The organism is Kitasatospora sp. NPDC033851, from assembly GCF_055576085.1.
Window position 1 is genome coordinate 22,822 of the sequence record NZ_JBVIRL010000003.1, and the last position, 23,650, is coordinate 46,471.

Below are 23,650 nucleotides of genomic sequence, written 5' to 3' on the forward strand. Positions count from 1 at the left end.
CCTTGCTGTCACGGCTGTCTGCGGTGAGTCGTTCGTCACCGCCGAGCCTACGTGCTGCGTCCTGCTCAGGGGCCCCGGTAACTCAGCTGCCCCGGCTGCCCGGGTGCCCGGGTGGCTCGGATGCCCAGGCGGCTCAGCTCCCCCGGTGGTGGATCTCCTCCAGCACCGTCGCACCCAGCTCGCGGATGATCAGCTCCTGACCGGAGAACGCGTCCTCCTTGAGGTCCGGGTCGTCCTCCTCCGGGATGTCGTCCTCCGGCGCCACCGACTGCACCGGACGGGCCTGCGGCGCCGGAGCGGGCGGCGGGGCCTGCACCGGCGCGGACTGCACGGGCGGGGCCTGCAGCGGCGGAGGTGCCACCACGGGCGCGGGCGCCGGAGCGGACGCGGGCGCCATGGCCGGCGGGGCGGCCGGACGGGCCGGGGCTCCCCAGCCCCCACCACCCTGGGCGCCACCGCCCTGAGCGCCACCGGGAGCACCGCTCGGGGCGGCGCCGACACCGCCGGACGGGTCGACGATGCACTCGATCCGCCAGTCCACGCCCAGCGCGTCGGTCAGCGCGGCACGCAGCACGTCGTCGCTGTTGCTGCCGACGAAGCTGTCCCGGGCGCCGGCATTGATGAACGACACCTGGAGCACACTGCCGTCGAACCCGGCCACCTGGCCGTTCTGGCTGAGCAGGATCCAGGTGAAGCGGCGGCGGTTCTTCACCGCCTCCAGGATCTGCGGCCACAGCTGCCGGACCTGCGCGGCACCCTGCTGCGCGGCCGCCGACGGCTGCCCGCCGGGAACGGCCGCCGCGGGGGCCGCGGCGGGAGCCGGAGCAGGCGCGGGCACCGGGGCGGCCGCGGGGGACGGAGCGGCCTGCGGCTGCGGCGCGGCAGGCGCCGCAGCGGCCGGGGCGGGGGCGCCGCCACCGGCGGGCGGGAAGCTGCGCGGGATCGGCCAGGCACCCGGCGCGGGCCCGGCGGGCGCGGCCGGAGGCGGCGGAGCCTGCACGGGCGCGGGCGGCGCCACGGGCGCGGCCGGCACCTCCATCGCGGGGACGGCAGCGGGCACGGCAGCGGGCTCGACAGCGGGCTCGGCCACCGGCGCAGCCGCCGGTACGCCCAGCGGAGCCGCTCCCGGCACCGCTCCCGGCACCGCCATCGGCGCGGCGAACCCACCCGCCGCCGCTCGCCGCTCCAGCTTGTCCAGCCGCGCCTGCAGCGACAGCTCGTCGCTGTACGCGCCGGGCAGCATCACCCGGGCGCAGATCAGCTCCAGCTGCAGCCGGGGCGCCGCGTTGCCGCGCATCTCGGTCAGTCCGGTGTTGACGATGTCCGCGGCCCGGCTCAGCTCGGCCGAGCCGAACGCGTCGGCCTGCGCCTGCATCACCGCGACCCGGTCCGCCGGGGCGTCGATCAGCCCCTTCTCCCCGGCGTCCGGCACCGTGGCCAGGATCACCAGGTCGCGCAGCCGCTCCAGCAGGTCGGTGACGAAGCGGCGCGGGTCGTGCCCGCCCTCGACCACCCGGTCGATCACCTGGAACACCGTCGCCCCGTCGTGCGCGGCGAAGGCGTCCACCACCTCGTCCAACAGCGCGGAGTCGGTGTACCCGAGCAGCGAGGTCGCCATCTGGTACGTGACGCCGCCCTCGGCGGCGCCGGCCAGCAGCTGGTCCATGACGGACATCGAGTCACGCACCGAGCCCGCCCCGGCCCGGACCACCAGCGGGAACACCGTGTCCTCGACCTGGATGCCCTCGCGGCCGCAGACGTCCGTCAGGTAGTCGCGCAGGGTGCCGGGCGGGACCAGCCGGAACGGGTAGTGGTGCGTCCGGGACCGGATCGTCCCGATCACCTTCTCCGGCTCGGTGGTCGCGAAGATGAACTTGAGGTGCTCCGGCGGCTCCTCGACCACCTTGAGCAGCGCGTTGAAGCCGGCCGAGGTCACCATGTGCGCCTCGTCGAGGATGAAGATCTTGTACCGGCTGTGCACCGGTGCGAAGAACGCCCGCTCGCGCAGCTCGCGCGCGTCGTCCACACCACCGTGCGAGGCGGCGTCGATCTCGATCACGTCGATCGAGCCGGGCCCGCCGGTCGCGAGGTCCCGGCAGGACTGGCACTCCCCGCAGGGCGTGGGCGTCGGCCCCTGCTCACAGTTCAGACAGCGGGCCAGGATGCGCGCACTCGTCGTCTTTCCACAGCCGCGCGGCCCGCTGAACAGGTACGCGTGATTGACCCGGTTGTTACGCAGGGCCTGCTGGAGCGGAGCGGTCACGTGCTCCTGCCCGATGACCTCCGCGAAGGTCTCGGGGCGGTAGCGGCGGTACAGGGCTAGGGACACACCCCCGACGATATCGGGACGGACCGACAAACGCGTCGCCCCTCACTGCCCGGCCCCCGCAACCCCGGCTCCCCGGGAACGCAAAGACCCCTCGTGCACCCGCCAGAGCCCTCCTACCCTTGCTGCCTTCCGGCCCTGGGGGGGTTCAGAGAGATAACGCCACACGAGGGGCTGACCCCCACACTACCGGATCCCGGCCCCGACGATCCACAGGCCACCCCCACCCCCGGCCTGCGGGATAGGTGGTCGCGACCACCCCGAAACATGTACTAAGCTCTCCCACGGAGGATTCGCCTAGAGGCCTAGGGCGCACGCTTGGAAAGCGTGTTGGGAGCAATCCCTCACGAGTTCGAATCTCGTATCCTCCGCCTCCGCCCGCCAGGGCAGACGAGGGCCCCGACCGCTCAGCGGTCGGGGCCCTCGTCGTTCCATGGTCCCGGTTGGACCTGCGGGGTCTCAACGGGGCCGGCGATGTCCGGCCCCCGACGTGGGAGCCGACTACGAGCCGCCCCCGGGCGGCTGTCAGGGGCATCCTGCGGCCACAACCAGCATGCTCGGGCGCTGTGCGTTCCAGCTTCCGGATCTCCCCGCTTGCTGGCGAGGAGATCGGAGACCCTGACACCGACGACCGCCGGCAAGCTGCGGTTGCTGTGCGCGGAGTTCCAGGCTCCGGGCACAGCACCGTCGTCAGCTCGCCTGGGCGGCTGCTTCGGCTTCCGAGTTCTGGATGCCGAGGTTGGCGTAGGCCACGGGGTTGGCGTACTCCCACACCTTGACGACCTTGGCGTCCTCGATCTCGACCCGGAAGATGTACACGTTGCGGTAGACCAGCTTCTCCGCAGTGGACAGGATGTCGCCGTTGGCCTGTAGGAAGACCGACTTGGCGTCCTCGCTCACCGTGTAGACCTTGTCGAGGAAGGCGATGTGGTCGAACTTGGCCGCGACGGATTCGATGTAGCCCATCACGTGCTCCCGACCGTCGAAGACGTACCAGGGGCCGGGCGTACCCTCGATCGACAGCGGGATGGTGATGTTGGCGTGGGGCGCGAGCAGGACTCGCACGCCCGCCGGGTCGCGGCCCTCGAAGGCGGCGAAGAAGCCCTTCGCGGTGTTCAGAGCGGTCTCGTGGTCAATCGTCATGATGTTCTCCGTGGGTTCGGCGGCCCGGTCGGCCGAACGTAGTTGGTAGTGAGTGGCCGGTTGGTCGAGGGTGCGGTGGTCGAGCGACGTGCGCGCTGTCACCAGGGGGTCGGGGCGTGGGCACCGAGGAAGGTGCCGGTGGGGCCGTGCGGGCCGGCGGTGGCCGTGGCGACGATCACCGCAGCTCCCTCTTCCACGCTCTGCGTGCCCTGGTGCCCGTTCAGGTCGGTCGCGGTGAATCCGGGATCGACGGCGTTGACCTGGATGCCTGGGTACTGCTGCGCATACAGGACGGTCAGCATGTTCAGGGCTGCTTTGGACGAGTTGTAGGCGAGGAGCGGGATCCACGCCGGCACGATGGACGCATGCGCGGCAGGATCAGCATTGACCGCGAGCGACCCCAGGCCGCTGCTGACGTTGACAATGGCCGGGCTGTTCGCGGCCTGGAGCAGGGGCAGAAAGGCGCGCACGGTGCGCACCGCTCCGAACACGTTGGTGTCATACACCTGCTGCAGGTCGGCGGCGGTCAGCTCCTCGGTCGGCAGGGCAGGACCGGCGATGCCAGCGTTGTTGACCAGCACATCGACGGCTCCGGCTTCCTTGCGCACCGCTTCCGCGGCTGCTGCGACGGACCGGTCGTCGGTGACGTCGATGAGCAGCGGGCGGGCGCCCAGCGCTCTTGCAGCCTCCTCACCTCGGCGGGCGTCGCGGGATCCCGCATAGACGGTGTGTCCCAGCTCGATGAGACGGCGGGCCGTCTCGAATCCGAGCCCCTTGTTCGCTCCGGTTATCACTGTGGTGGTCATGGACTCCACCCTCGATGACCAGCGCGGATCGAGGGAGAGCCCCGGGCAGCGGGGGGCCTGGCAGTACCAGGCTGGGGCAGCCGACGAAGCCGACAATGGGGATGTGGCTCACGACGACACAGCACTCGGCACAGCTCTGCGCCAATGGCGCGACCGGACCAGCCCCCAGGACGCGGGACTCCCGGCTGGTGGTGTCAGGCGGGCACCCGGACTACGCCGCGAGGAACTAGCCCTGCTCGCCGGACTCTCCGTCGACTACGTCGTCCGGCTGGAGCGAGGCCGCGCCAATTCACCCTCCCCCCAGGTCCTGTCCGCGCTTTCCCGCGCCCTGCGGCTGTCGGAGACCGAGCGGGATCACCTGTTCGTCCTCGGCGGACAGGCCCCGCCCAGCGCCGGACAGGTTTCCCAGCACGTGCCGCCGAGCGTCCAACGGCTGCTCGACCAACTGCAGGACACCCCGCTCAGCGTCCACGACGCGGCCTGGAACCTCATCTCCTGGAACCCCCTCTGGGCCGCTCTGGTCGGCGACCCGTCCTCCTGGCGCGGAAGAGAACGCAACATCGCGTGGAGGCACTTCACACACCTGGCCGGCCGCGTCACCCACACCCCCGAGCAGCAGGCCAGCTTCGAAACCGCGCTCGTCTCCGACCTACGCACCTCCACCGCCCGCTACCCACGGGACAGGCCACTGCGATCACTGATCGCCGACCTGCGGCGCGAGGACGCTCGCTTCGACGAACTCTGGCGCTCCCACACCGTGGGCTTCCACACAACCGACAGCAAGACCATCCACCACCCCGCCCTCGGGCCGGTCACCGTGGACTGCGACACCCTCACCATCCCTGGCAGCGACCTGCGCATCGCCGTCTGCTCCGCGCCGGGTACCGCAACCGCGGAGCAGTTCGCCCTCCTCAAGACCATCGGCATCCAGGCCATCTCAGCTGCTGCCATCGATCCCACCCACAGCTCGTAGCCAGGGGCCCGCCCCTCCGCCGACGAAACCCTGGTTGCAGTTCTGGTTGCATTCACCCCCGTCCAACGCCGTCCGAAGCTTGGCAAGCGAGCAGCTCCGCCGCAGGCCAGGACGCTCCCGACCACCCCCGGACGGCCGGGCGAACAGTTGGAAAGCGTGTTGGGAGCAATCCCTCACGAGTTCGAATCTCGTATCCTCCGCCTGCACGAAGGCCCCGACCGCTCAGCGGTCGGGCCTTCGTGCCGTGGTTGCGGTGGCGGCAGCCCACCGGGCCTGTGGAAGGTCGGCAGGAGAACGCGACAGTACCGGCCCGCACCGGACCGTCGCCAAGGCCAGAAGATCCGTGAGCGCGGCCGGGTCGTCAATGTCCACTGCCTCGTCGCCGTCGGCGTCAACACCGAGGGCCGACGCGAGGTCCTGGGCCACGGATGCGTCGGATCGACAGCCTCCCCGCTGCGGGGCGTCCGCCCGAAGGTGCCGGGCACCAGATCGACCACCGCGACCATGCCGGGCTCGGTCGAACAGGGAGTAGCCTGGAGATCACCGAAGGCACTTCGCATGCCGGTACCGGATATTGGCGTCGTCTGCGGCGAACGACAATGCCGGACCAGACCTCTCGGCCGGGCCCGGGGACAGGTCTTTGATCATGACCACGACCCTCGATCGTGCGACGATGCCCACCACCACGGATTCCACCGCACGGCTCTCCCTCACGCCCAGTGGCGTGCGGCGCGGCCGTCTGGACGGAGCCTGGTGGCCGCGCTCGCGCGATCTTCTTCTCGAACTCCCCGCCCTGGCCGCCGAGATCGACGAGCGGTGGGGCCGGATCACCCGGATCACCGTGAACCCCGCGCAGTGGCCCGTCATCCCCCGGCGGATACCGGTCGCGGGTCACACCGTCCACGCGGGCTGGTTCACCATCGAACAGGACCCGCACATGATCATGGTCTGTTCCTACGCCCCCCGCCGGCTGAACCTGCTGGTCGTCCCGCCCCGGACGGATGCCGTCGAGGCCGCCCGGCTGATGGCCGAGGCCGCCGATCCCGCGAACACCAGGACCGCGAGCGAGTTGCTCGCCGCGGAGCCGAGCGCCGGTGCGACCGCGCCGGACACCCGTTCCGACTTCCTGCCGTCGGCCGTCACACCCTTCACCGGGCTTGGCGAGGCCGAGCGGCGAGCCGGTCTCGCCCGAAGCCGGGCCGCCTCCTGGCCGACATCCGCGTAGGCGGCGGACGGGAGCCGCCCGGGCCGGGGCGGGGCCTGCGTCACTCGCGTGACCACTCGGTCTCGGCCTGGGGTTCGCCGACGGCATCGGCCCCTTCCCAGAGGCGGATCCTGACCGCGCGGGGGCCGGGAGAGGGCCGGGAGAGGGTGCGTACGAACACGTCACGCAGGTGGTTGGCCGCCCGCTGGGGCGGCCCGTCGTATTCCAGCGGATTCTGGATCGGAGTACCGCCCTGCCGGGACCAGTGGCCGTCGTCGGCCTGGGTCTCCAGAATCCATCGGTACTGCCGCATCCTGGCCTCCCGTGCCGACGATCCCGCCCCCACCACGGTATGGGCGGGGTGGATCACCCGCGACCGGTGGACTCCGCCCGCGCTGTGGCTCGGCCTGCCGGTCGCACCAGCAGTTCCGAGCAGGTCGTCTGTCGTTCGAGAGCCACTGGGCACCGGGCACCGGGCACCGAGGATGAAAGCGTTCCCGATCGCCAACTCGTCATCGAACACCCGCCGAGGAATCGGCCGTCAGGTTTGGCCACGACACGCTCGCCCATACGTGAGGTGCGGGCCCCCGCCCACCGTCGGCTCGCCGGTCACCCCGGACAGACCTTGAAGGAGGCCGAAGTGGCACTCGTGCTCTTCCTGATCATCGTGGCGATCGCGCTCGGGCTGGTCGGTGTCGTCGCCAAGGGCCTGCTCTACCTGCTGTTCATCGGTATCGCCGTACTGATCGTCGCGCTGGCCCTCTCCGCCGTCCGTATCCGGCGCGGAGGCCGGTCCGCGCCCCGCTGAGCAGCCACCGGTCCGCGCCCCGCGCTGAGCAACCAGGTGGCCGCCGCTGGCTGAGTAGCGTTCCCGCGGTTCGCACGGGGCGGATCGCCGTCAGTATTCGGAGCCACTTCGCCGGTAGGTGCCCGCGACCTGGAGCCACGCTCCGGGGGTGAAGCACGCCTCGATCCGGTGCGGGGTGTCCTCGAAGACCCGCAGAACACGCAGAGCACCGCTTGGATGCAGGTCGTACTCGAAGGTGACGCCGTCGTCCGAGCCGTCCTCGTACTGGAGGTCCAGCGGCCCCTGCGAGGGCTCCGCCGGCACCCGGGCGTCGGCCGAGAGTTTCACGTAGACGGACATCTCGCTGTCCCGCCCTTCCTGCCTGCCCGAGGAGTCCGGCCCATGCGGCCGTTCCTCAGGACGCTTCGCTCGGCGGTCCGGATCCGATGCCGGTGGCGATGAGGATCTGCCGCGCCGAGTCGGTGTCGTCGGCCTGAACGGCGCGTGCCATCGAGGCCAGGGCCGCTTCCAGGGCCGCCTGCGGGGGAACGACGAGCAGGCTGAAGTGGTCGCGGTCGCCCCGGGTGATGATCACCGTGTCGTCACCGACCGGGTACTGGTCGATGTGCACCGATCGGCCGTCGACGACCAGCCGGGCCGGCACGTCGTCCCAGGCATCCGCGTCCAGCCCGACGCTCACCACGGGGCCGAGGTGTTCGGTCAACGCTCTGACCAGGCCGGGCAGCTCGGCTCCGACGTTCCGCGAACGCGGCCACCAAGCGCCGTCGAGCGAGCCCGCGCGCGACTCTGTGGTCTCCAGGCGCAACAAGACGGTCCCCGGCTTCGCGGACTGCCGAAACCGGTCGGGAAGCAGCCCCGAAGGCGGAGCACCCGCTTCGTCCGACATGGCCTCGCCACCTATCTGCGGGCACAGGCCGGGCCCGCGGAGGGAGAGCCGGTCCTTTGGGAGCGGCGGCTCGGGCTGCCCCGGTACTCCCACGGTACTCTGCCCGCGCCGGGCAGATCCGGTCGGTCACGAGAGCCCTGACGGGGTGCCGGTTCTCAGCGCCACTCGATCAGGAACAGGGTGGCGTCGTCGCTCGTGCGCCCGCCCCGCTTCTCCTTCAGGACGTGGGAGAGCGCCCGCACCACGGCCCGCACCCCCTCCTGCGAACGCTCGACGAGGTTGACCCAGTCGATGAGCTGTTCCTCCCCGAACTGCTCCCCGCCGGCCTCGCGCTCCTCGACCAGGCCGTCGGTGAAGCACAGGACCCGGTCACCGTGCCGCAGTACCCGCTCGCTGATCACCGGCTCCTCGCCGCCGAACCCCACCGGCAGGGTGGTCGCGCTCTCCAACCGCTCGACCACCACGTGGTCGCGGATCAGCAGCGGCGCGGGATGCCCCGCGTTGACCCACTGCAGGTGACCGGTGGCGATGTTCAGCCGCATCATCTGTGCGGTGACGAAGTGGTCCGGCCCGAACTGCTCGGCGACAGCCCGGTCCATGAACGCGTAGATCTCGGCCAGCCCGATGTCGGCGCGCCGGGCATGCCGGTACGCGCCGATGGCGACGGTCGCCATGGTGGCGGCGTCCAGCCCGTGGCCCATGGCGTCGATCGTGGCCACGTGCAGGAGGTCGTCGTTGAGCGCGTAGTCGAAACTGTCACCGGCCACCTGGTAAGCGGGTTCGAGGATGCCCGCCACGGCTACCCGGGGGACAGTCATCGACAGCGGTGGCAGCAGAGACCACTGGATCTCCGCCGCCACGCTCATCGGTTCCAGGCGCCGGGCCTGGAAGATCCGGTCGGTGTAGCCGCTCTTGGTGACCAGCAGATCCGCGACCAGGCCGGCGAAGCGCCCCAGGAGCCGCCGATCGTCCCCGTCGACGGCGTCCAGCGTGAGGGCCAGCACCCCCACCTCGTCGCCACCGTCCAGCAACGGCAGGTACAACCGCGTCCCGTCAGCCTGCGACACCTCGACGGGAACACCGCGCAGAAAGGCCGCACCCGCGGGGGAGCCATCGATCGGCACCGGTTCTCCCGTGGCCAGCCCCCTCCCCGACAGCGGCACCAGCACGAGCTGGCCGTAGTCCTGCAGCAAGAGCGCCGGATCACGGCCGCCGAACCCGCGTACCGCGTCGGCGACCAACGGAACGATCAACTGGGGCGGCAGCTCGTGTGCCTGATCGAGCAACGCCCCCAGCAGCCGTTCGCCATACCCCTCGGACCGGTCCGGTCCCGCTGCGCCGGACGGCCGCTCACCGCTCATCCTTTGCTCACCGCCGTCTGACTCCCGTCCTGGGCACTCGGCACCGCCTTGATCAACCCTGGCACCACGGTGCAGTTCGCCGGGGCAGGTCCTTCCATTACGCCCGACAGCAGTGCATCGCGCCCCCGGTCACGTCTCCCCTCACGAGTCGCCCGCCGGAACGGTCCCCGAGCCAGACGGAGCACAGCCCCGCCCTGGTTGCAGTTTCGGTTGCAGTCACCCCCGTCCAGCACCGTTCAGAGCCCAACCGACGGGACGCCCCGCCCCTGGTCAGGACGCCTACGGCCATCCCCGGACGGCCGGACGAACATTTGGAAAGCGCATTGGGAGCAATCCCTCACGAGTTCGAATCTCGTATCCTCCGCCTTCGCCCGCCAGGGCAGACGAGGGCCCCGACCGCTCAGCGGTCGGGGCCCTCGGCGTTCACAGTCTCATCCGCCTTTCCAGGGGCTCCGGCCGTGCACTGCGCCCGCCCTGACAATGGCCCCGTGCGGACGCACGGGGCCATTACTCGGTCAGGCCGGCAGGTACCACGTCTGGCTGGGGCTGGTGGTGCAGCCCGCGAGTCGGAGTTGTACGCCTTCGGCTATGGAGCTCTGGGGGTCGTCCAGGCAGAGGCCGTCGGACGGGTGGCTCAGGTAGCCGCTCGGGTGGACGACCCAGTGCTGGCCTGCGCTGCCGTCGCAGGTCGCCAGGGTGGCTGCTGTGCCGGTGGCCGGCTGCAGGCAGAGGCCGAGGGCACGGAGGCTGCCGTCGTTGCCGAGTGTCCAGATCTGCGAGCCGCTGTAGGTGCAGGACGAGAGCACCGCAGGCGCACCGGCCGAACCGTCGGTGAGGCACTTCTGGGCGGCCGCGTTGGTGAGTCCACCGGAGATCTGCACGCCGTTGTAGGGTAGCCGCCACTGCTGGGCGGGGGTGCCGTTGCAGGTGTAGAGCTGCAGCTGCACTCCCCAGGTGGTGGAGGCGCCGGGGTCGTCCAGGCAGAGACCGGTTCCGATGTTCACCAGCGAGTGCGAGGCCCCGGGGCGCCACTTCGCGGCGGCCTCGGCACAGGAGCCGAGCACGATCAGGCTCCCGGACGTTGTACCGGTCGGCTCCAGGCACTTGCCCAGCACCTGCAGGGTCCCGTCGTTGGCGAAGGTCCAGGTCTGCGCATTGGTGCCGTTGCAGCCCCAAAGAACGACCGGGTTGCCGTCGGTCGTCGCAGCGCGGAAGTCGTCCAGGCAGCGGCCCGGGATGCCCGAGGAGACCGTACCGGTGGGCAGGCCGGCCACGGGCTCGAAGGAGAAGGACTTGGTGGCGAGGCCGGTGCCGTTCTCCCAGATTTCGAAGCCGGCGGAGACTCCGCACAGGTACTTCGCCTGGGGCAGGTAGCCCCGGCTGATCGCGTCGATGGCGAACAGCCGGAGGTCGAGGTGGTCGACTGCGCTCGTCGCGGTCGGCAGCTGATAGTTGATCAGGTGATGGGTCGGCGAGATGGTCGCCGCGTTCACCTGGTAGCCCGTACCGCCGATGTCGACCGTGCCGACGGTGGTCGGCCCGTAGGGCTTGGCCTGCGGCCCCTGGCCGTTGAGCCAGATCATCAGCTCGTCGCTGGTGGTCGGGTCACAGCTGGTCGCGTTACTGCTGAACCAGAGGTCGTACGCGGCATCGTAGGTACCCGCGGCGCCCTGGGTCGTGTGCCAGGTGCTCGTCGCGTCACCGAGCGAGGCGACCGGGATCGGCAGGCCCTGGGTGGGCTTGATGTACGCGTAGGCCCCCGGCCCCTGGTTGGGGTTGGTGATGCTGCCGGCCGTCAACTGGCTGGTGGAGAGCGTGAAATCCGCGCCGCCGTCGGTGGTGACGCACTGGCTCACCGTCGTCGGGTCGGCGTTCCACTCGCCGGGGCCGAGCTCGTAACTACCTGACACGGTGAGCGTGTTCTGCCCGCACACCGTGCCGGCCGCCGCGACCGCCTCCCCGCTCAACGGGCCGAATCCGCTGGCCGCACACAGAAGTGCGGCGCCCGACAGTGCCACTCGGCGTCGCGCCGAGTCGAAGCCTCGCATGAGGACCCCCCTAGTCATCGTGTCGATGATCTTAGAGTCGCCCGCGCCGACAACCGCGCTGCCCCAACCGGCGAGGACGCAGTCGATTCGATGCCAGCGAGAAAGGAAGTTCGGAGCCCACCTCGCTACCTGCGCGCCGCCGCCTGCGCCCCCTCCTGGTCTCAGTTCTGGTCTCGTTCACCCCCGTCCGGCCGGGTTCAGCCGCTGTCCGGTCAGACACTCCGGCGCAGGCCAGAACACATGTGAACCCCGGCGGACGGGGTTCGGGAGAATTGGAAAGCGTATTGGGAGCAATCCCTCACGAGTTCGAATCTCGTATCCTCCGCCTCTGCCCATCAGGGCAAACGAGGGCCCCGACCGCTCAGCGGTCCGGGGACCCGAGGCGCCAGAAGAGGGGGGGCAGGTCCACCTCCAGGTCTGGCCCACTCCCCACAGCTCTCCGGTCGTGATCAAGCGATGGACGCCTGCCGGCTGACCCGCTGGAGGGTTGCAGTTCTGGTTGCATTCAGTCCCGTTCACGGTCATCCAAAGGCTCCGGTACTGGCGCCGCGCCCGAGCTCCCCGTCGGCCGGCGGCATTACGGCGGCTCCGTCTACGACTCGAATGCGACCTACATATTCCAGATCGGTGTCGTTGCTGCGGGGCCGACCATTCTGATGTCCCATCAGCTCGCGGCTGCTCAGGACGCCGAGGGGGGGTTAGGAGTCCGTGGCGCAGAGAGCATCTTCAACTCGGCCTGCTCAGCCTGCCGTCCGGCCCGACGCGGTGAAGCGCGCGGCACCGCCGGATCGGCCGGCCTGGCTGGCGCCGCCCACGACCGGCACCGGCGTCCCCAGCCAGGCCGAACGGCGGGCAGCCTGCGATCCCGGGCGCCGCCCGTCGGCCTTTCCGCTCCCGCGTCAGCCGAATGGCGCTCCGTTTCTCTCCGACAACGTGCGACCCGATCGTTACGCTCGGCTCGTGCGAAGGGCTGAGCAGCACGTGGAAGGCGCCGGACCGTTCGTTACCCGGCGCACCTGGGGTCTCCCTGAGGGGGGCACGACGGTGTGGGAGTCCAGGTTGGCACGCAGATGCGGTGTGATCACCGTACGTGCCGCGCAAGGGCCGGCAAGCACGACGACGAGCGCCGGCGTCGATGCTGCCGGCCTCGGCCGGTTGCGCAGAGTCAACATCATCGCCTCGGTCGCCTTCATCATCGGTGGCGCCCTGTTCGCTGCCGGGGCGGCTGTCGCCCAGTTCGGATCCGGAGATCCGATGGTGAGCGCCTGTATCTACTTCGCGGGGGGCCTCTTCTTCAACACGGGCGGCTACGCCGCGTTGCTGCAGGTCGTCAACGCCCCCCGCCGCTCAGGGCCAACAGATCCAGTGAGCACACCCCGCTGGAGATGGTGGAGTTACGAGCCGATGGACGTCGGCTGGCTCAGTACAGCGGTGCTCTTCGCAGGAACGCTGGTGTTCGCGGTCAATCTGCTGGACTCATTCCTTCAAGGGCTCACCGTTCAGCAGGTCAACCGGCTGATCTGGGCGCCCGATGTCGTCGGCTGCATGCTGTTCCTGGTGTCCGGGCATCTCGCCTTCGTCGAGATCTGTCATCGCTCGCGGCCCTGCGTCCGATCACGGAGCCTCGGCTGGTGGATCGTCGCGGTGAACCAGCTCGGTTCCGTACTCTTCATGGTCTCGGCACTGGCCGCCTTCACCCGCCCGAGCACCGGAAGCCTGATCAACGCCACGATCGCCAACTGGGGAACCCTCACCGGCGCGCTGTGCTTCTCCGTCGGCGGAGCGCTTCAGGTCTTTGAACGCCCCTGAGGAGGGTGATCCACCACGGTTGCCGACGGGAGCCTCTGCGGGCGGCCGAGGCGGAGACAGTCCATTGCTCAGGCATGACCCGGCATGGTTGCAGTTCTGGTTGCCTTCACCCCCGTCCAGCACCGTTCGAAGCCCAGCAGGCGAGCCGGTCCGCCGCAGGTCAGGACGCCTGCGATCGCCGCCGAACGGCCGGACGAACAGTTGGAAAGCGCATTGGGAGCAATCCCTCACGAGTTCGAATCTCGTATCCTCCGCCTCTGCCGGCCATGGCAGCACGAAGGCCCGGACCGCGTGGTGCGGTCCGGGCCTGGAGGCCGTGGGTGAGGCCGTCGGGCTGTCAGGCCGTCTGGCTGGATGCCGGGCGGACCAGTCGGCTGCGGACCGCCCACACGGCCGCCGCGAGGATGAACCCGTAGACGGACACCAGTCCGTGGCCGTTGTCCTGGGCGAACCACATCGCGAGGCCGAGGACCGGAACGCCGGCGGCCAGGGCGATCTCTTTGGGGAGGCGGGTGCGGGTGAGGAAGGCGAGGGCGAGGGTGGCGCCGAGGAAGTAGGTGGCGCCGGAGCTGCCGGCGAAGTTGCGGGGGTCGGTGCTGGGTCCGTCGCCGAAGCCGAGCAGGCTGTCGATGCGGCCGGGCAGCACGATGCCGGCGAAGAAGAAGACGAGGGTGAGCGTGCCGCCCCAGTACCACTGGGCGAGGGCGGCGACGGCGGCGAGGGTGACGAGGTTCCACAGGCCGCCGAAGAGGCCGCCGTTCTGCATGAACACCGAGGTGAACTCGCGCCACCAGCCGGACTTCGACGGGTCTCCGTCGAGCGCGTCCATGGCGCCGGACCAGGCCAGCTGGAGCAGGACACCGCCGACGGCGAGCACGGTCAGGGCGATCGCCGCCCAGGGGAGCGGCCGTCCGCGCAGGGTGTCGCGACCGACCACGCCGAGCCCGCTGTTGACCATCATGACCATCAGTGCGGCCGTGGTCACGTTGAAGACGATCGCCTCCATTGCCTGCCCCTCCCCCGGTTTCGGCGCTTCCCAACGCCGTTCGAAAACCTGATGGCGCAAAGCTAGCACAGTTTTCGAACAGTGTTGGAAAACGTTGTACGGTGGGATGCATGAAGCTCACCAAGGAGCGCATCGTCAACGCGGGCATGGCCGTCTTCGCCGAGGTCGGCTACCAGAACCTGTCCATGCGCCAGGTCGCCGACCGTCTGGACGCCCACGCCGGCAGTCTGTACTACCACGTGCGCGGCAAGGACGAGTTGCTCGCCCTCATGGCCGACCGGGTCTGCCGCCAGGCGTACGACGCCGGCACCGCAACCCTGGCCGCCCTCCCACCCGCCGCCACCTGGCAGGACCGCATCGAGGCCCAGGCCACCACCCTGCGTCTGAGCATCAAACAGCACCCCGGCGGCGCCCAACTCCTCGCCGAGAGCCCCGGCATCCTGAGCCCGGGCTCCCTCTCCCTGATGGAACGTCTGCTGCGCACCCTCCTCGACGCCGGCCTGCCCGCCGACCACTGCGGCATCGCCGCCGACACCCTGCTCAGCCACGTCACCGGATTCGTCCTCCAGGAGCAGAACCAGCCGACGACGGCACCGGCCGTCACCGGCGAGCGCTACGCCGAACTGTGCGAGCAGTTCCCCCTGCTCATGGGGCCGCTGATCCCACGCCTGAGCCAGGACGAGAAGTTCACGCGGAGCATCCGCCTGCTCTGTGCGGGCTTCGCGGCGCTCTCCTGACCACCGACAGCCGCCGACAACCACCGACAGTCGCCGACAACCGCGGCAGTGACCGGCGGTCGCCGGCAGCCACCGCCGCCTCGCCGACCGGTGTCCGCTTCGGAACGCGCTTGACTCCTCGAACACTCGGAACCAGGATCGCATCGAGATCGTTTCAAACGATGTTCGAAAGAGGTGGAGCGCCCTCGCGCCACCTGTCACCAGGGGAGGGAAACCGTGTCGAAGGACATGTACAAGGAGTTCTCGGACAACGTCGACCGCGAGGTCGCCAAGCTCGTGGACCGTTCCAACCGGGAGGCCGCCCAGGCCGTCGACCGGGCACTGGGCCGGGCGGGCACCGCAGGGGCGTTCGACACCGCCCACTGGCAGCGCCGGCTCGACGAACTGCTCACCGCCCACCACATCCCCGGCGCCGTACTGGCCGTCCTCGCCGACGGGGAGATCCACGAACTGGCGAGCGGCATCCTGCACACCGGCACCGGTGTCGAGACCACCACCGACTCGGTGTTCCAGATCGGCTCGGTCAGCAAGGGCTACACCGCCGCCCTCGTGCTGAGCCTCGCCGACGCCGGCAAGCTCGACCTGGACCAGCCGGTCGTGACGATTCTGCCGGACTTCGCCCTCGCCGACGCCGAGGCCGCCCGCACCATCACGCCGCGTCAACTCCTCAACCACACCAGTGGGATCGAGGGCGACTACGTGAACGACACGGGCCGCGGCGACGACTGCCTGGCCCGCTACATCGACGGCACCCGCACCGTCGGCCTCACCAACCCGCCCGGCGCCACCATGTCCTACTCCAGCACCGCCTACAACGTCCTCGGCCGGATCGTCGAGGTGGTCACCGGCCTGACCTGGGACGAGGCGCTCAAGGAACTGATCTGCGACCCGCTCGGACTCGAGCACACCATGACGCTGCCCGAGGAGGTCCTGCGCTTCCGCGCCGCCATGGGACACATGGGCGAGCCCGGCGAGGACCCGACGCCCACCCCGCTGTGGAACATGCTGCCCCGCTCCGCCGGCCCGTACGGCGGCATCAGCGCCACCGCGGCCGACGTGGTCCGCTTCGCCCGCCTGTTCATCGACGGCGGCACCGCGCCCGACGGCACCCGGGTGCTCTCCGCCGCCGCCGTGGAGGCGATGCTCACCCGCGAGGTCGAGATGCCCGACCAGTGGTTCCTCGGCGCCCACTGGGGCCTCGGCTGGGGCCTGTTCGAATGGGACGGCGCTCGCGGCTTCGGCCACGACGGCAGCACTTTCGGCCAACTCGCCTACCTGCGGGCCATTCCGGAGAAGGGGCTCGCCATCGCCCTGCTCACCAACGGCGGCGGCGCCGCGCCGAAGGTCCACGAGGCCCTCTGCCGCGAACTGAGCGCCGAACTCGCCGGAGTCACCATGCCCACGTTCGGGCCCGCCGAGAACCCCCCGGCCGTCGACACGGCACCCTTCACCGGCAGTTACAAGCGCGAGGGCTTCCTCATGACCATCACCGCCCGCACCGAGGGCGACGGCGCGGTCACGGGCGAGGGCGTGCTGGACCTGCGCTACGAGGGCGTCGAAGGCCTCGCCGGCACCTTCGACCCGCTCGTCTGGCACCTCACCCCGATCTCCGACACCCCCACCAAGACCGTCTTCGCCGGCCGCCGCAACGACAAGGACGCCTGGATCCCCGTCGTCTTCTACGCCCTCCCCGACGGCACCCGCTACGTCCACTTCGGCGTCCGCGCCACCGCCAAGTCCGCCTGACCCCGCCCGCCGAGACCGCCTGACCCCGGGCCCGCCCGGCGCCGCCGAGCCCGCCCGGCGCCGCCGGGCCCGCCCGACTCGCCAAGTCGGCCTGGCCCCGCCCCGCTTGCCGCCGCCCACCCCACCGGCGGCGGCAAGCCGGCCCGGCGGCCCCGTGAGCACGTTGGCGCGGCGCGCACCCTTCCGCCGTGTGACGGGCGCACCACTGCCCCGGTACGCCATTCTTGAACCTCCGGCCGTTCGGCCCGGGACGCAGTCCGTTCTCTGTGGTGAGGTGTTTCCCATCGGTAAGGCGAGTGGATCGGCTCTGGCCGCGTGGCTGCGCGGTGTCGACGGGCCGCGGTTGGTACGAGTCCTGACAGCACGGCCGGACGCCGCGGTGGCTCCGGAGCCGCAGTCGGTCGGCGAACTGGCGGACCGGCTTCAACGCCCGGCGTCGGTGGCGCTGGCCCTGCCCCGGCTCACGTTGCCCGAGCTTCAGGTGGCGGAGGCCGTCGCCGCACTGTCACCCGCCGCCCCGGACGTCCTGGCGGACGTCCTGGACGCGACGGACGGGGACCGCGCCCGCCGGTTGGACGCGGTGCTGGAGGCGCTGGCCGATCGCGCCCTGGTGTGGCCGGGGGACGACGGGCGGCTGCACACGGCGGCGCCGCTGCGGCGGGCGTGGGACTCGCCCCTGGGGCTGGACGCGCGACTGGCACAGCTGCTCGCGGACACGACCTCCGACGATCTGGGCCGCATGCTGACGGCCCTGCGCATCAGGCCGACGGGACGGAAACAGCAGCGGCTGGCGGCACTGATCGACCACCACAGCGATCCGGAGCGGGTCACCGCACTGGTGGCCAAGGCCCCCGCCGACACCCGGAAACTCCTTGAGCAGCGGGCGAGTCGGGCCCCGGAGCGCCCGGCCTTCATCGTGTTCGGGGCCCCGTCCGACTCCGCGCCGGGCGAGCGGTGGGCGCTGGAGCGCGGACTGCTGATCCGGGACCGACACCGGTACGGGCCCGCCCGCATTCCCGCCGAGGTGGCGCTCGCCCTGCGCGGCACCGGCTGGCACGCTCCGTTCACCCCCGCCCCGCCCGTCGTGCGGTCGGCGCCCGTCACCGGGTCGGAGATCGACCGGGAAGCCGCGGCCGCCGCCATGGCGTTCGCCGCCCACGCCTCCTCCGTCCTCACGGCGTGCGCCGCCGCTCCACCGGCCCGGCTCAAAGCCGGCGGGATCGGCGCCCGTGAGCTGTCCCGACTCGGCAAGGCCGCCCACTGCGAGGAGATCGTGGTGCGCGTCGTGCTGGAGGCGGCCGACGCGGCAGGACTGCTGGCCCGGGACGGGGACCGGGTCGCGGCGACCGAGGCCTACGACAGCTGGGCGGAGGAGGAACCGGCCCACCGGCTCGCCGTACTCCTCCGGGCCTGGTGGACACTGCCGCGAACCCCCGGCGGGAGCCGGGACGAGGACGGGAAGTCTCTGCCCGCCCTCGCCGGAACACCGCCCTGCGAAGGCTGTGTGCAGGGCCGGCACGGGCTGCTCGCGGCCGCGGCGAAGCTCCCGGCGGGCGAGGGCGCGACGGACCCGGCAGACCTGGGGGCGCTGATCGTGTGGCAGCGTCCACTCGTCGACGAACTCGCTCAGGACGCCACCCCGTTCGCCACCCTGATCCGCGAATCGGAGCTGCTCGGAGTGCTCGCCCTCGGGGCCCTGTCCCCGATCGGGGCGGCCCTGCTCGCCGATGACGCCGACGCGGTGGCCGCCGCCTGTCGGCAGCTGCTGCCCGCGTCCACGGGCACCGCCCGCTTCGGCAGCGATCTCACCGCCGTCGTCGCCGGCACGCCCTCGGCATCCCTCGTCATGCTGCTGGACTCCGTCGCCGACCGGGAGACCTCCGGTGCGGCGTCCGTGTGGCGGTTCAGCCCCGGAAGCGTCCGCCGCGCACTCGACGCGGGCCGTACCCCCGACGCGCTGACGGCCGACCTGGCCGCCGTCGCCGTCGCGCCGCTCCCCCAGCCGCTCTCGTACCTGATCCAGGACACCGCGCGCGGCCACGGCCGGGTGCGCGTCCTCTCCGCGGCCTGCGTGATCCACGGCGCGGAGCCCGCGCTACTCGCCGAGTTGGCCGCCCACCGCAAGCTCGCCCCGCTCGGCCTGCGGCTCCTGGCACCGACGGTGCTGGTGAGCCGGACACCGGCGGACAAGACGCTCGCGGCACTGCGGTCGGCGGGCTACGCCCCCGTCGCCGAGAAATCCGACGGGTCCGTCCGCATCGAGCGGGCCAAGCAGCACCGAGCGGCGGGCCCGGTCCCTGCCCCGCGCAGGGCCGGCAAGGAACAGCCCACGTTCGCCCGCGTCTCGAGCGCTCGGCCGGCCGCCGACCTGAGGGCCCTCGCCACCCGGCTGCAGGCGACCCCGCAGGAAGTCCCGGAGCCCGACCCCTGGGACGGGCGCCCCTACAACAGCGACACCGAGGAGATCATCGCGGGGACCGCACGCAACCTGTCCTTCACCGACGTCCGTCAGCTGGCCCACGCCGTCAACGAGGGGCAGACGATCACGATCGAGTACATCTCCGCATCGGGCAGTGCGACCGTCCGCACCCTCAGCCGCCTCGAACTGGATGAGCCCTACCTCCACGCCTGGTGCCACCTGCGCGACGACGAGCGGATGTTCACCCTCTCCCGCATCCACGGGGTGATGCCCGCGTAGCCGGGAACGCCGCAAGGAGGAGACGCGGCACGGAGCCGGGGGCCCGCACCCCAGCTGTCCGCGGGGTGGGTGTCCGATTCGTTCAAGACCCGGCGGCCGGGAGCTGCCTAGCGTGGCGGCATGACCAGCACACCCGCACCGCAGTTCGTCTTCATCGGGCTCGCCGTATCCGACATGGGCGCCTCGGTCGCCTTCTACCGGCGGCTCGGCATCGAGTTCCCCGAGGGCGTCGAGCAGGCGCCGCACGTCGAGGCCGAGTTGCCCGGCGGGCTGCTCCTGGTGCTCGACGCCGAGTCCACCATCCGCTCGTTCCACCCGGCCTGGCAACCGCCGGCCGGCGGTGGGCGCACCTCGCTGGCGTTCCGCTGCCAGGGCCCCGCGCACGTGGACGCGTTGTACGAGGAACTGACCGGCGCCGGGTACCACGGGGAGTTGAAGCCGTGGGACGCCTTCTGGGGCCAGCGGTACGCCGTGGTGCACGACCCGGACGGCAACGGGGTGGACCTGCTCGCGCCGCTGCCCTGACCGCCCGCTGACCGGCCGCCGAGCGAGCGGCGAACGACCGCTGGACGATCGTCGAGCCATCGCTGAGCGAGCGCCGAGCTATCGCTGGGAGGACAGCAGGGCGGTCACCGTCATGCCCGCCAACTCGCGTACGTCGCGCGCCAGATGAGCCTGGTCCGCGTAGCCCGTCCGAGCCGCCGTCTCGGCGAGCGGGACGCCGGAGCGGGCCAGCGCGAGGGCGCGCTGCATGCGCAGGATCCGGGCGAGCGTCTTGGGACCGTAGCCGAAGGCGGCGAGCGAGCGGCGGTGCAGCCGACGCGCGCCGAGGCCGACCGCCTCGGCCGTCGCCGCGACGGACCGGCCGGCCGCGAGCGCGGCGACCACCGCCCGGACCTGCGGGTCCTCGGGCTGCGCCGCGGCCGCCAGACGCAGGGCCAGGGCCTCCAACTCGGCGGCCGGGTCGGGTGCCGCGTCGATCCGTTCGGTGAGGCGCCGCACCTCGGCACCGGACCGCAGGTCGGCCAGGTCGACCCGGCGGTCCCGCAGCTCGTGCGCGGGGACACCGAGCAGCCCGGGGGCGGTGCCGGGACGGAAGCGCACGCCCACCCACGGGCCCGACAGCCCTGGTCCGGGACGGAAGGCCCGGGTGTCCGGGCCGGCGACGAGCAGCCGCCCCTCCGTCCACAGCAGGTCCATGCAGCCGTCGGGCAGCACGGGCAGCTCAGTCCCGGCCCCACCGCCGCCCGTACGCCCGACGGCCCGCTTCGTCCACACGACCGCACCGGGCAGCCGGGACGCGCGCTCCACGTACTCGGAGGACATGGGGCGAAGGCTACGCGCCCGCGCCGGAGAGTGCCCCGGATGGCCGAGGCCGAACGCTGACGGCCCCCCGCCCCGGCCGCACGAGGCAGCCGGGGCCGGGGGCCGTCGGGCAGGGCCGTCAGAGCCATCGGGGCCGTCGGGCAGAGCAGCGGTTCAGCGGACCGTCTCGGCCGCCGGTGCCGACGCTTCCGCCGTCTCGGCCGGTGCCGACGCTTCCGCCGGTTCCGCCGTCTCGGCCGGCAACTCGTTGTCGACGGCCTTCGCGTCGCCCCCGCGCATCAGCACCAGGGTGAGCGCCGCGGCCGCCACGACCGCGATGCCGCCCACCGTGAAGGTGGTGGAGGTGGCGGTGTTGAACGCCTCGCGGGCGGCCGCGACCAGCCCGCCGTCCCCGGTGGGGCCCGCGACGGCGAGCGCCCCGGTGATGTCGTGGCGCGCGGCGGCGGGGGCGCTGTCGGGCATCGCGCCGGTGTAGGTGCTGGAGAGCACGGTGCCGAGGATGGCCACGCCTAGCGCGGCGCCCGACTGCTGGATGGTGTCGTTGAGCGCGGAGCCGACGCCCGCGTGCTCGCCGGGGATCGCGCCCATCAGGGCGTTGGCGGCGGCCGGCATGCCGAGGCCGGAGCCGACGCCCAGCACCAGCATGGCCAGGGCGACCTTGGTGAAGCCGTCGCCGACCGAGAGGGTGGCCAGCAGGCCGAAGCCGCCCGCGATGACCAGCATGCCGACGGCGGTCAGCACCCGCGCCGGGACCTTCTTGCCGAGCGCGGCGCCCACCCCGTTGAACACCAGCGAGGCGACGGCGAGCGGAATGAAGGCCAGGCCAGTGTCGGTGGGCGAGAACTCCAGGACGAACTGCAGGTACTGGGTGAGCACGAGCATCAGTCCGCCGGTGGCGAAGGTCAGCAGGACGAGCGAGAAGCTGGCGCCGGTGAACACCCGGTTGCGGAACAGCGCGAGCGGGACCATCGGCGAGTCGGTGCGGACCTGCCGGACGGCGAACCCGGTCAGCGCGGCCACGGCGACGGCGAGCGCACCGAGCGTTCCCGCGCTGGTGAAGCCGTCGCGGGGCAGCACGATGATCGACCAGACCAGCGCCGTCATGCCGACCATCGACAGCACCATGCCCGGCAGGTCGGGCCGACGCCACGGCCCCTTGGACTCCGGCATCAGCAGCACCGCCGCGAGGATCGCGACGGCCGCGATCGGCACGTTGAGCAGGAAGACCGCGCCCCACCAGAAGTACGCGATCAGCGCGCCGCCGAGCACGGGCCCGCCGACCAGGCCGACCATGGCCACCGCGGTCCAGGCGGCGATCGCCTTCGGCCGCTCGTCGTCGTCGAAGACGGTGATCAGGATGGAGAGCGTGCTCGGCATGACCAGCGCGCCGCCGACGCCCATCAGGACGCGTCCGGCGATCAGCTGGCCGGGGCTGTCGGCGACGGCCGCGACCAGTGAGGCGGCGCCGAACAACGCCAGTCCGACGATCATCACCTTCCGGCGCCCGAAGCGGTCGGAGAGGCTGCCCGAGGTGAGCAGCAGGCCGGCGAAGACCAGGATGTACGAGTCGATGATCCACTGGATGTCCTGCGCCCCGGCCTTGAGGTCCTCCGCGATCGGCGGGATGGACACCGTGAGCACCATGTTGTCGATCACCAGCACCAGGCTGCTGAGGCACAGCACGACCAGGATGAGCCAGCGTCGCGGATTCCGTTCCATCGCGTTCCCCCTTCGAACTTCTCGAACTTCTCGGGCCGCTCGGGCCGCACGGCCCGCACGGCCGCTCTGGCCGCTGTGGCTTCTCGAAACCCGAGATCGGTAGTTGGCGCGGGCACACCGTCCGCCGTCCCCACGGATACGGTGTGCGCCGCTCCGAACACTGTACGGACGCCGCACACTGTTCGCAACGACGTACACCGTTCGGAGCGGCTTATGCTGAACCCGACCGAGCCCGACGGGCGGCGGCGGTGATCACGAGTGACGAGGAGGGCCGGATGGCGGCCAAGCCGGAGGACGGTACATCGGGCATCCCGACGCTGTGGACCCGACCGCAGCGACCCCGCCGGGAGCAACCGGCCCTCAGCCGCGAGCAGATCGTGACCGAGGCCGTCGCCCTCCTGGACAGCGACGGCATCGAGGCGCTGAGCATGCGCAAGCTCGGCGCCCGCCTCAACGCCGGCGCCACCTCGCTGTACACCCACGTCACCAACAAGGACGAGCTGGTCGCACTCGCCGTCGACCACGTCTTCGCCGAACTCCCGCTGCCGGAGACGACCGGCCCCGAGGGCGGCGCGAGGGTCTGGCGCGCGGCCATCGAGGAGTGCGCCGAGGGCGTACGCGCGGTCATCCTGCGCCACCCCTGGATGGTCTCGGTGCTCGGCGACGTCGGGATGGTCTACTTCGGTCCCAGCTGGATGCGGCTCTCCGAGGCCTTCCTGACACTGCTGGAGACGTCCGGGCTCGAACTCGTCGACGCCAACGAGGCGATGGGCGTCGTCATCGGCTACACCATCGGGTCCGCCACCGTGGAGGCCGCCTGGCTGAGCGCGCTGGCCAAGCGCGGCCGGAAGGAGCAGGAGTGGATGGACCAGCTCCTGCCCGCCGTCATCGAGGCCACCAAGGACCACCCCCGGCTGAACCGGCTGTACACCACGCACGCGTACGAGGAGGTCGAGGGCGGCCGGGACTCCGCCTTCCTCAGCGGCGTCCGGCTGATCCTGGACGGGATCGAGGCCTCGTGGGCGGCCCGGTCCACCGACCGTCAGGGCTGAAC

20 protein-coding genes, 1 tRNA gene, 1 other RNA gene and 1 pseudogene are annotated in these 23,650 nt (G+C 71.5%); 11 read left to right on the forward strand and 12 right to left on the reverse strand.

The genetic code is table 11. The annotated features are described in order from the left end of the window. Positions 1-133: 133 nt before the first annotated feature. Both ACZ51D_RS06870 and ffs read right to left on the reverse strand, forming a co-directional pair. A complete protein-coding gene (locus tag ACZ51D_RS06870) occupies positions 134-2,329 on the reverse strand; it encodes a DNA polymerase III subunit gamma and tau (protein ID WP_465622764.1) in 2,196 nt (731 codons plus the stop codon). Between the two features lie 79 nt (positions 2,330-2,408). Then, positions 2,409-2,505, reverse strand: an RNA gene (gene ffs, locus ACZ51D_RS06875) — signal recognition particle sRNA small type. Between the two features lie 107 nt (positions 2,506-2,612). On the opposite strand from ffs, the gene ACZ51D_RS06880 reads away from it, so the two are divergent. Then, positions 2,613-2,697: transfer RNA gene (locus ACZ51D_RS06880), tRNA-Ser, on the forward strand. A 319-nt stretch (positions 2,698-3,016) separates the two neighbouring features. Here the strand turns inward: ACZ51D_RS06880 and ACZ51D_RS06885 are convergent. Together ACZ51D_RS06885 and ACZ51D_RS06890 are read right to left on the reverse strand one after the other, a co-directional pair. After that, the gene (locus ACZ51D_RS06885; protein WP_465622766.1) at positions 3,017-3,469 is read right to left on the reverse strand and encodes a nuclear transport factor 2 family protein; all 453 of its coding nucleotides are present in this window, start codon (positions 3,467-3,469) and stop codon (positions 3,017-3,019) included. 98 nt (positions 3,470-3,567) lie between these two features. Then, positions 3,568-4,275: an SDR family NAD(P)-dependent oxidoreductase gene (locus tag ACZ51D_RS06890; protein WP_465622768.1), complete on the reverse strand. Its 708-nt coding sequence runs from the start codon at positions 4,273-4,275 to the stop codon at positions 3,568-3,570. A 103-nt stretch (positions 4,276-4,378) separates the two neighbouring features. On the opposite strand from ACZ51D_RS06890, the gene ACZ51D_RS06895 reads away from it, so the two are divergent. The 3 genes and pseudogenes from ACZ51D_RS06895 (at position 4,379) to ACZ51D_RS06905 (ending at position 6,473) form a co-directional block, all read left to right on the forward strand. Beyond that, entirely contained in the window at positions 4,379-5,248 is an 870-nt protein-coding gene (locus ACZ51D_RS06895; protein ID WP_465622770.1) for a helix-turn-helix domain-containing protein, read from the forward strand. A gap of 333 nt (positions 5,249-5,581) precedes the next feature. Continuing rightward, a pseudogene (locus ACZ51D_RS06900) lies at positions 5,582-5,668 on the forward strand (transposase); the annotation flags it as partial. Positions 5,669-5,921: 253 nt separating this feature from the next. After that, positions 5,922-6,473 (forward strand): DUF5994 family protein, encoded by a 552-nt coding sequence (locus tag ACZ51D_RS06905; protein WP_465661459.1) that lies wholly within the window; start codon positions 5,922-5,924, stop codon positions 6,471-6,473. A gap of 40 nt (positions 6,474-6,513) precedes the next feature. Here ACZ51D_RS06905 and ACZ51D_RS06910 read toward each other — a convergent pair whose 3' ends face one another. Then, the gene (locus ACZ51D_RS06910) at positions 6,514-6,765 is read right to left on the reverse strand and encodes a hypothetical protein (RefSeq protein WP_465622774.1); all 252 of its coding nucleotides are present in this window, start codon (positions 6,763-6,765) and stop codon (positions 6,514-6,516) included. Between the two features lie 327 nt (positions 6,766-7,092). Here ACZ51D_RS06910 and ACZ51D_RS06915 point away from each other — a divergent pair, with 327 nt between their 5' ends. Then, positions 7,093-7,260: a hypothetical protein gene (locus tag ACZ51D_RS06915; protein WP_465622776.1), complete on the forward strand. Its 168-nt coding sequence runs from the start codon at positions 7,093-7,095 to the stop codon at positions 7,258-7,260. A 90-nt stretch (positions 7,261-7,350) separates the two neighbouring features. On the opposite strand, the gene ACZ51D_RS06920 is transcribed toward ACZ51D_RS06915, so the two are convergent. The 4 genes from ACZ51D_RS06920 to ACZ51D_RS06935 all read right to left on the reverse strand — a co-directional run bounded on the left by ACZ51D_RS06920 (position 7,351) and on the right by ACZ51D_RS06935 (position 11,474). Then, positions 7,351-7,599: a hypothetical protein gene (locus ACZ51D_RS06920; protein WP_465622777.1), complete on the reverse strand. Its 249-nt coding sequence runs from the start codon at positions 7,597-7,599 to the stop codon at positions 7,351-7,353. Between the two features lie 55 nt (positions 7,600-7,654). Beyond that, positions 7,655-8,146 carry a DUF5994 family protein gene (locus ACZ51D_RS06925; RefSeq protein WP_465622779.1) on the reverse strand — a complete coding sequence of 164 codons (492 nt, stop codon included), beginning with the start codon at positions 8,144-8,146 and terminating at the stop codon, positions 7,655-7,657. Between the two features lie 155 nt (positions 8,147-8,301). After that, entirely contained in the window at positions 8,302-9,507 is a 1,206-nt protein-coding gene (locus ACZ51D_RS06930) for a PP2C family protein-serine/threonine phosphatase (protein ID WP_465661461.1), read from the reverse strand. Between the two features lie 515 nt (positions 9,508-10,022). Next, complete coding sequence (locus tag ACZ51D_RS06935) at positions 10,023-11,474, reverse strand: ricin-type beta-trefoil lectin domain protein (RefSeq protein ID WP_465622389.1); 1,452 nt, start codon at positions 11,472-11,474, stop codon at positions 10,023-10,025. A 1,041-nt stretch (positions 11,475-12,515) separates the two neighbouring features. Between ACZ51D_RS06935 and ACZ51D_RS06940 the strand changes: the two genes are divergently transcribed. After that, a complete protein-coding gene (locus ACZ51D_RS06940; protein WP_465622387.1) occupies positions 12,516-13,364 on the forward strand; it encodes a hypothetical protein in 849 nt (282 codons plus the stop codon). A 337-nt stretch (positions 13,365-13,701) separates the two neighbouring features. Here the strand turns inward: ACZ51D_RS06940 and ACZ51D_RS06945 are convergent, their stop codons facing one another. After that, positions 13,702-14,370, reverse strand: a complete 669-nt coding sequence (locus tag ACZ51D_RS06945) for a hypothetical protein (RefSeq protein ID WP_465661462.1) — start codon at positions 14,368-14,370, stop codon at positions 13,702-13,704. Positions 14,371-14,480: 110 nt separating this feature from the next. Here ACZ51D_RS06945 and ACZ51D_RS06950 point away from each other — a divergent pair, with 110 nt between their 5' ends. The 4 genes from ACZ51D_RS06950 (at position 14,481) to ACZ51D_RS06965 (ending at position 20,076) form a co-directional block, all read left to right on the forward strand. Continuing rightward, positions 14,481-15,107: a TetR/AcrR family transcriptional regulator gene (locus ACZ51D_RS06950; RefSeq protein ID WP_360496376.1), complete on the forward strand. Its 627-nt coding sequence runs from the start codon at positions 14,481-14,483 to the stop codon at positions 15,105-15,107. A 216-nt stretch (positions 15,108-15,323) separates the two neighbouring features. Then, positions 15,324-16,853: a serine hydrolase domain-containing protein gene (locus ACZ51D_RS06955; RefSeq protein ID WP_465622385.1), complete on the forward strand. Its 1,530-nt coding sequence runs from the start codon at positions 15,324-15,326 to the stop codon at positions 16,851-16,853. A 379-nt stretch (positions 16,854-17,232) separates the two neighbouring features. Next, positions 17,233-19,551, forward strand: a complete 2,319-nt coding sequence (locus ACZ51D_RS06960) for a helicase-associated domain-containing protein (protein ID WP_465622383.1) — start codon at positions 17,233-17,235, stop codon at positions 19,549-19,551. Between the two features lie 120 nt (positions 19,552-19,671). Further along, complete coding sequence (locus ACZ51D_RS06965; RefSeq protein WP_465622382.1) at positions 19,672-20,076, forward strand: VOC family protein; 405 nt, start codon at positions 19,672-19,674, stop codon at positions 20,074-20,076. A gap of 78 nt (positions 20,077-20,154) precedes the next feature. Here the strand turns inward: ACZ51D_RS06965 and ACZ51D_RS06970 are convergent, their stop codons facing one another. Beyond that, on the reverse strand, positions 20,155-20,877 hold the full coding sequence (locus tag ACZ51D_RS06970) for a helix-turn-helix domain-containing protein (protein ID WP_465622380.1): 723 nt from the start codon (positions 20,875-20,877) through the stop codon (positions 20,155-20,157). Between the two features lie 153 nt (positions 20,878-21,030). After that, on the reverse strand, positions 21,031-22,596 hold the full coding sequence (locus ACZ51D_RS06975) for an MFS transporter (RefSeq protein ID WP_465661464.1): 1,566 nt from the start codon (positions 22,594-22,596) through the stop codon (positions 21,031-21,033). 275 nt (positions 22,597-22,871) lie between these two features. Here ACZ51D_RS06975 and ACZ51D_RS06980 point away from each other — a divergent pair, with 275 nt between their 5' ends. Further along, complete coding sequence (locus tag ACZ51D_RS06980) at positions 22,872-23,648, forward strand: TetR/AcrR family transcriptional regulator (protein WP_465622378.1); 777 nt, start codon at positions 22,872-22,874, stop codon at positions 23,646-23,648. The last annotated feature ends 2 nt before the right edge of the window (positions 23,649-23,650 follow it).

Coding starts and splice junctions, on each gene's coding strand:
- ACZ51D_RS06885 (WP_465622766.1), bottom strand. CDS start 3,469: ATGACGATTGACCACGAGACCGCTCTGAACACCGCGAAGGGCTTCTTC.
- ACZ51D_RS06890 (WP_465622768.1), bottom strand. CDS start 4,275: ATGACCACCACAGTGATAACCGGAGCGAACAAGGGGCTCGGATTCGAG.
- ACZ51D_RS06905 (WP_465661459.1), top strand. CDS start 5,922: ATGCCCACCACCACGGATTCCACCGCACGGCTCTCCCTCACGCCCAGT.
- ACZ51D_RS06910 (WP_465622774.1), bottom strand. CDS start 6,765: ATGCGGCAGTACCGATGGATTCTGGAGACCCAGGCCGACGACGGCCAC.
- ACZ51D_RS06920 (WP_465622777.1), bottom strand. CDS start 7,599: ATGTCCGTCTACGTGAAACTCTCGGCCGACGCCCGGGTGCCGGCGGAG.
- ACZ51D_RS06925 (WP_465622779.1), bottom strand. CDS start 8,146: ATGTCGGACGAAGCGGGTGCTCCGCCTTCGGGGCTGCTTCCCGACCGG.
- ACZ51D_RS06930 (WP_465661461.1), bottom strand. CDS start 9,507: ATGAGCGGTGAGCGGCCGTCCGGCGCAGCGGGACCGGACCGGTCCGAG.
- ACZ51D_RS06945 (WP_465661462.1), bottom strand. CDS start 14,370: ATGGAGGCGATCGTCTTCAACGTGACCACGGCCGCACTGATGGTCATG.
- ACZ51D_RS06950 (WP_360496376.1), top strand. CDS start 14,481: ATGAAGCTCACCAAGGAGCGCATCGTCAACGCGGGCATGGCCGTCTTC.
- ACZ51D_RS06965 (WP_465622382.1), top strand. CDS start 19,672: ATGACCAGCACACCCGCACCGCAGTTCGTCTTCATCGGGCTCGCCGTA.
- ACZ51D_RS06970 (WP_465622380.1), bottom strand. CDS start 20,877: ATGTCCTCCGAGTACGTGGAGCGCGCGTCCCGGCTGCCCGGTGCGGTC.
- ACZ51D_RS06975 (WP_465661464.1), bottom strand. CDS start 22,596: ATGGAACGGAATCCGCGACGCTGGCTCATCCTGGTCGTGCTGTGCCTC.
- ACZ51D_RS06980 (WP_465622378.1), top strand. CDS start 22,872: ATGGCGGCCAAGCCGGAGGACGGTACATCGGGCATCCCGACGCTGTGG.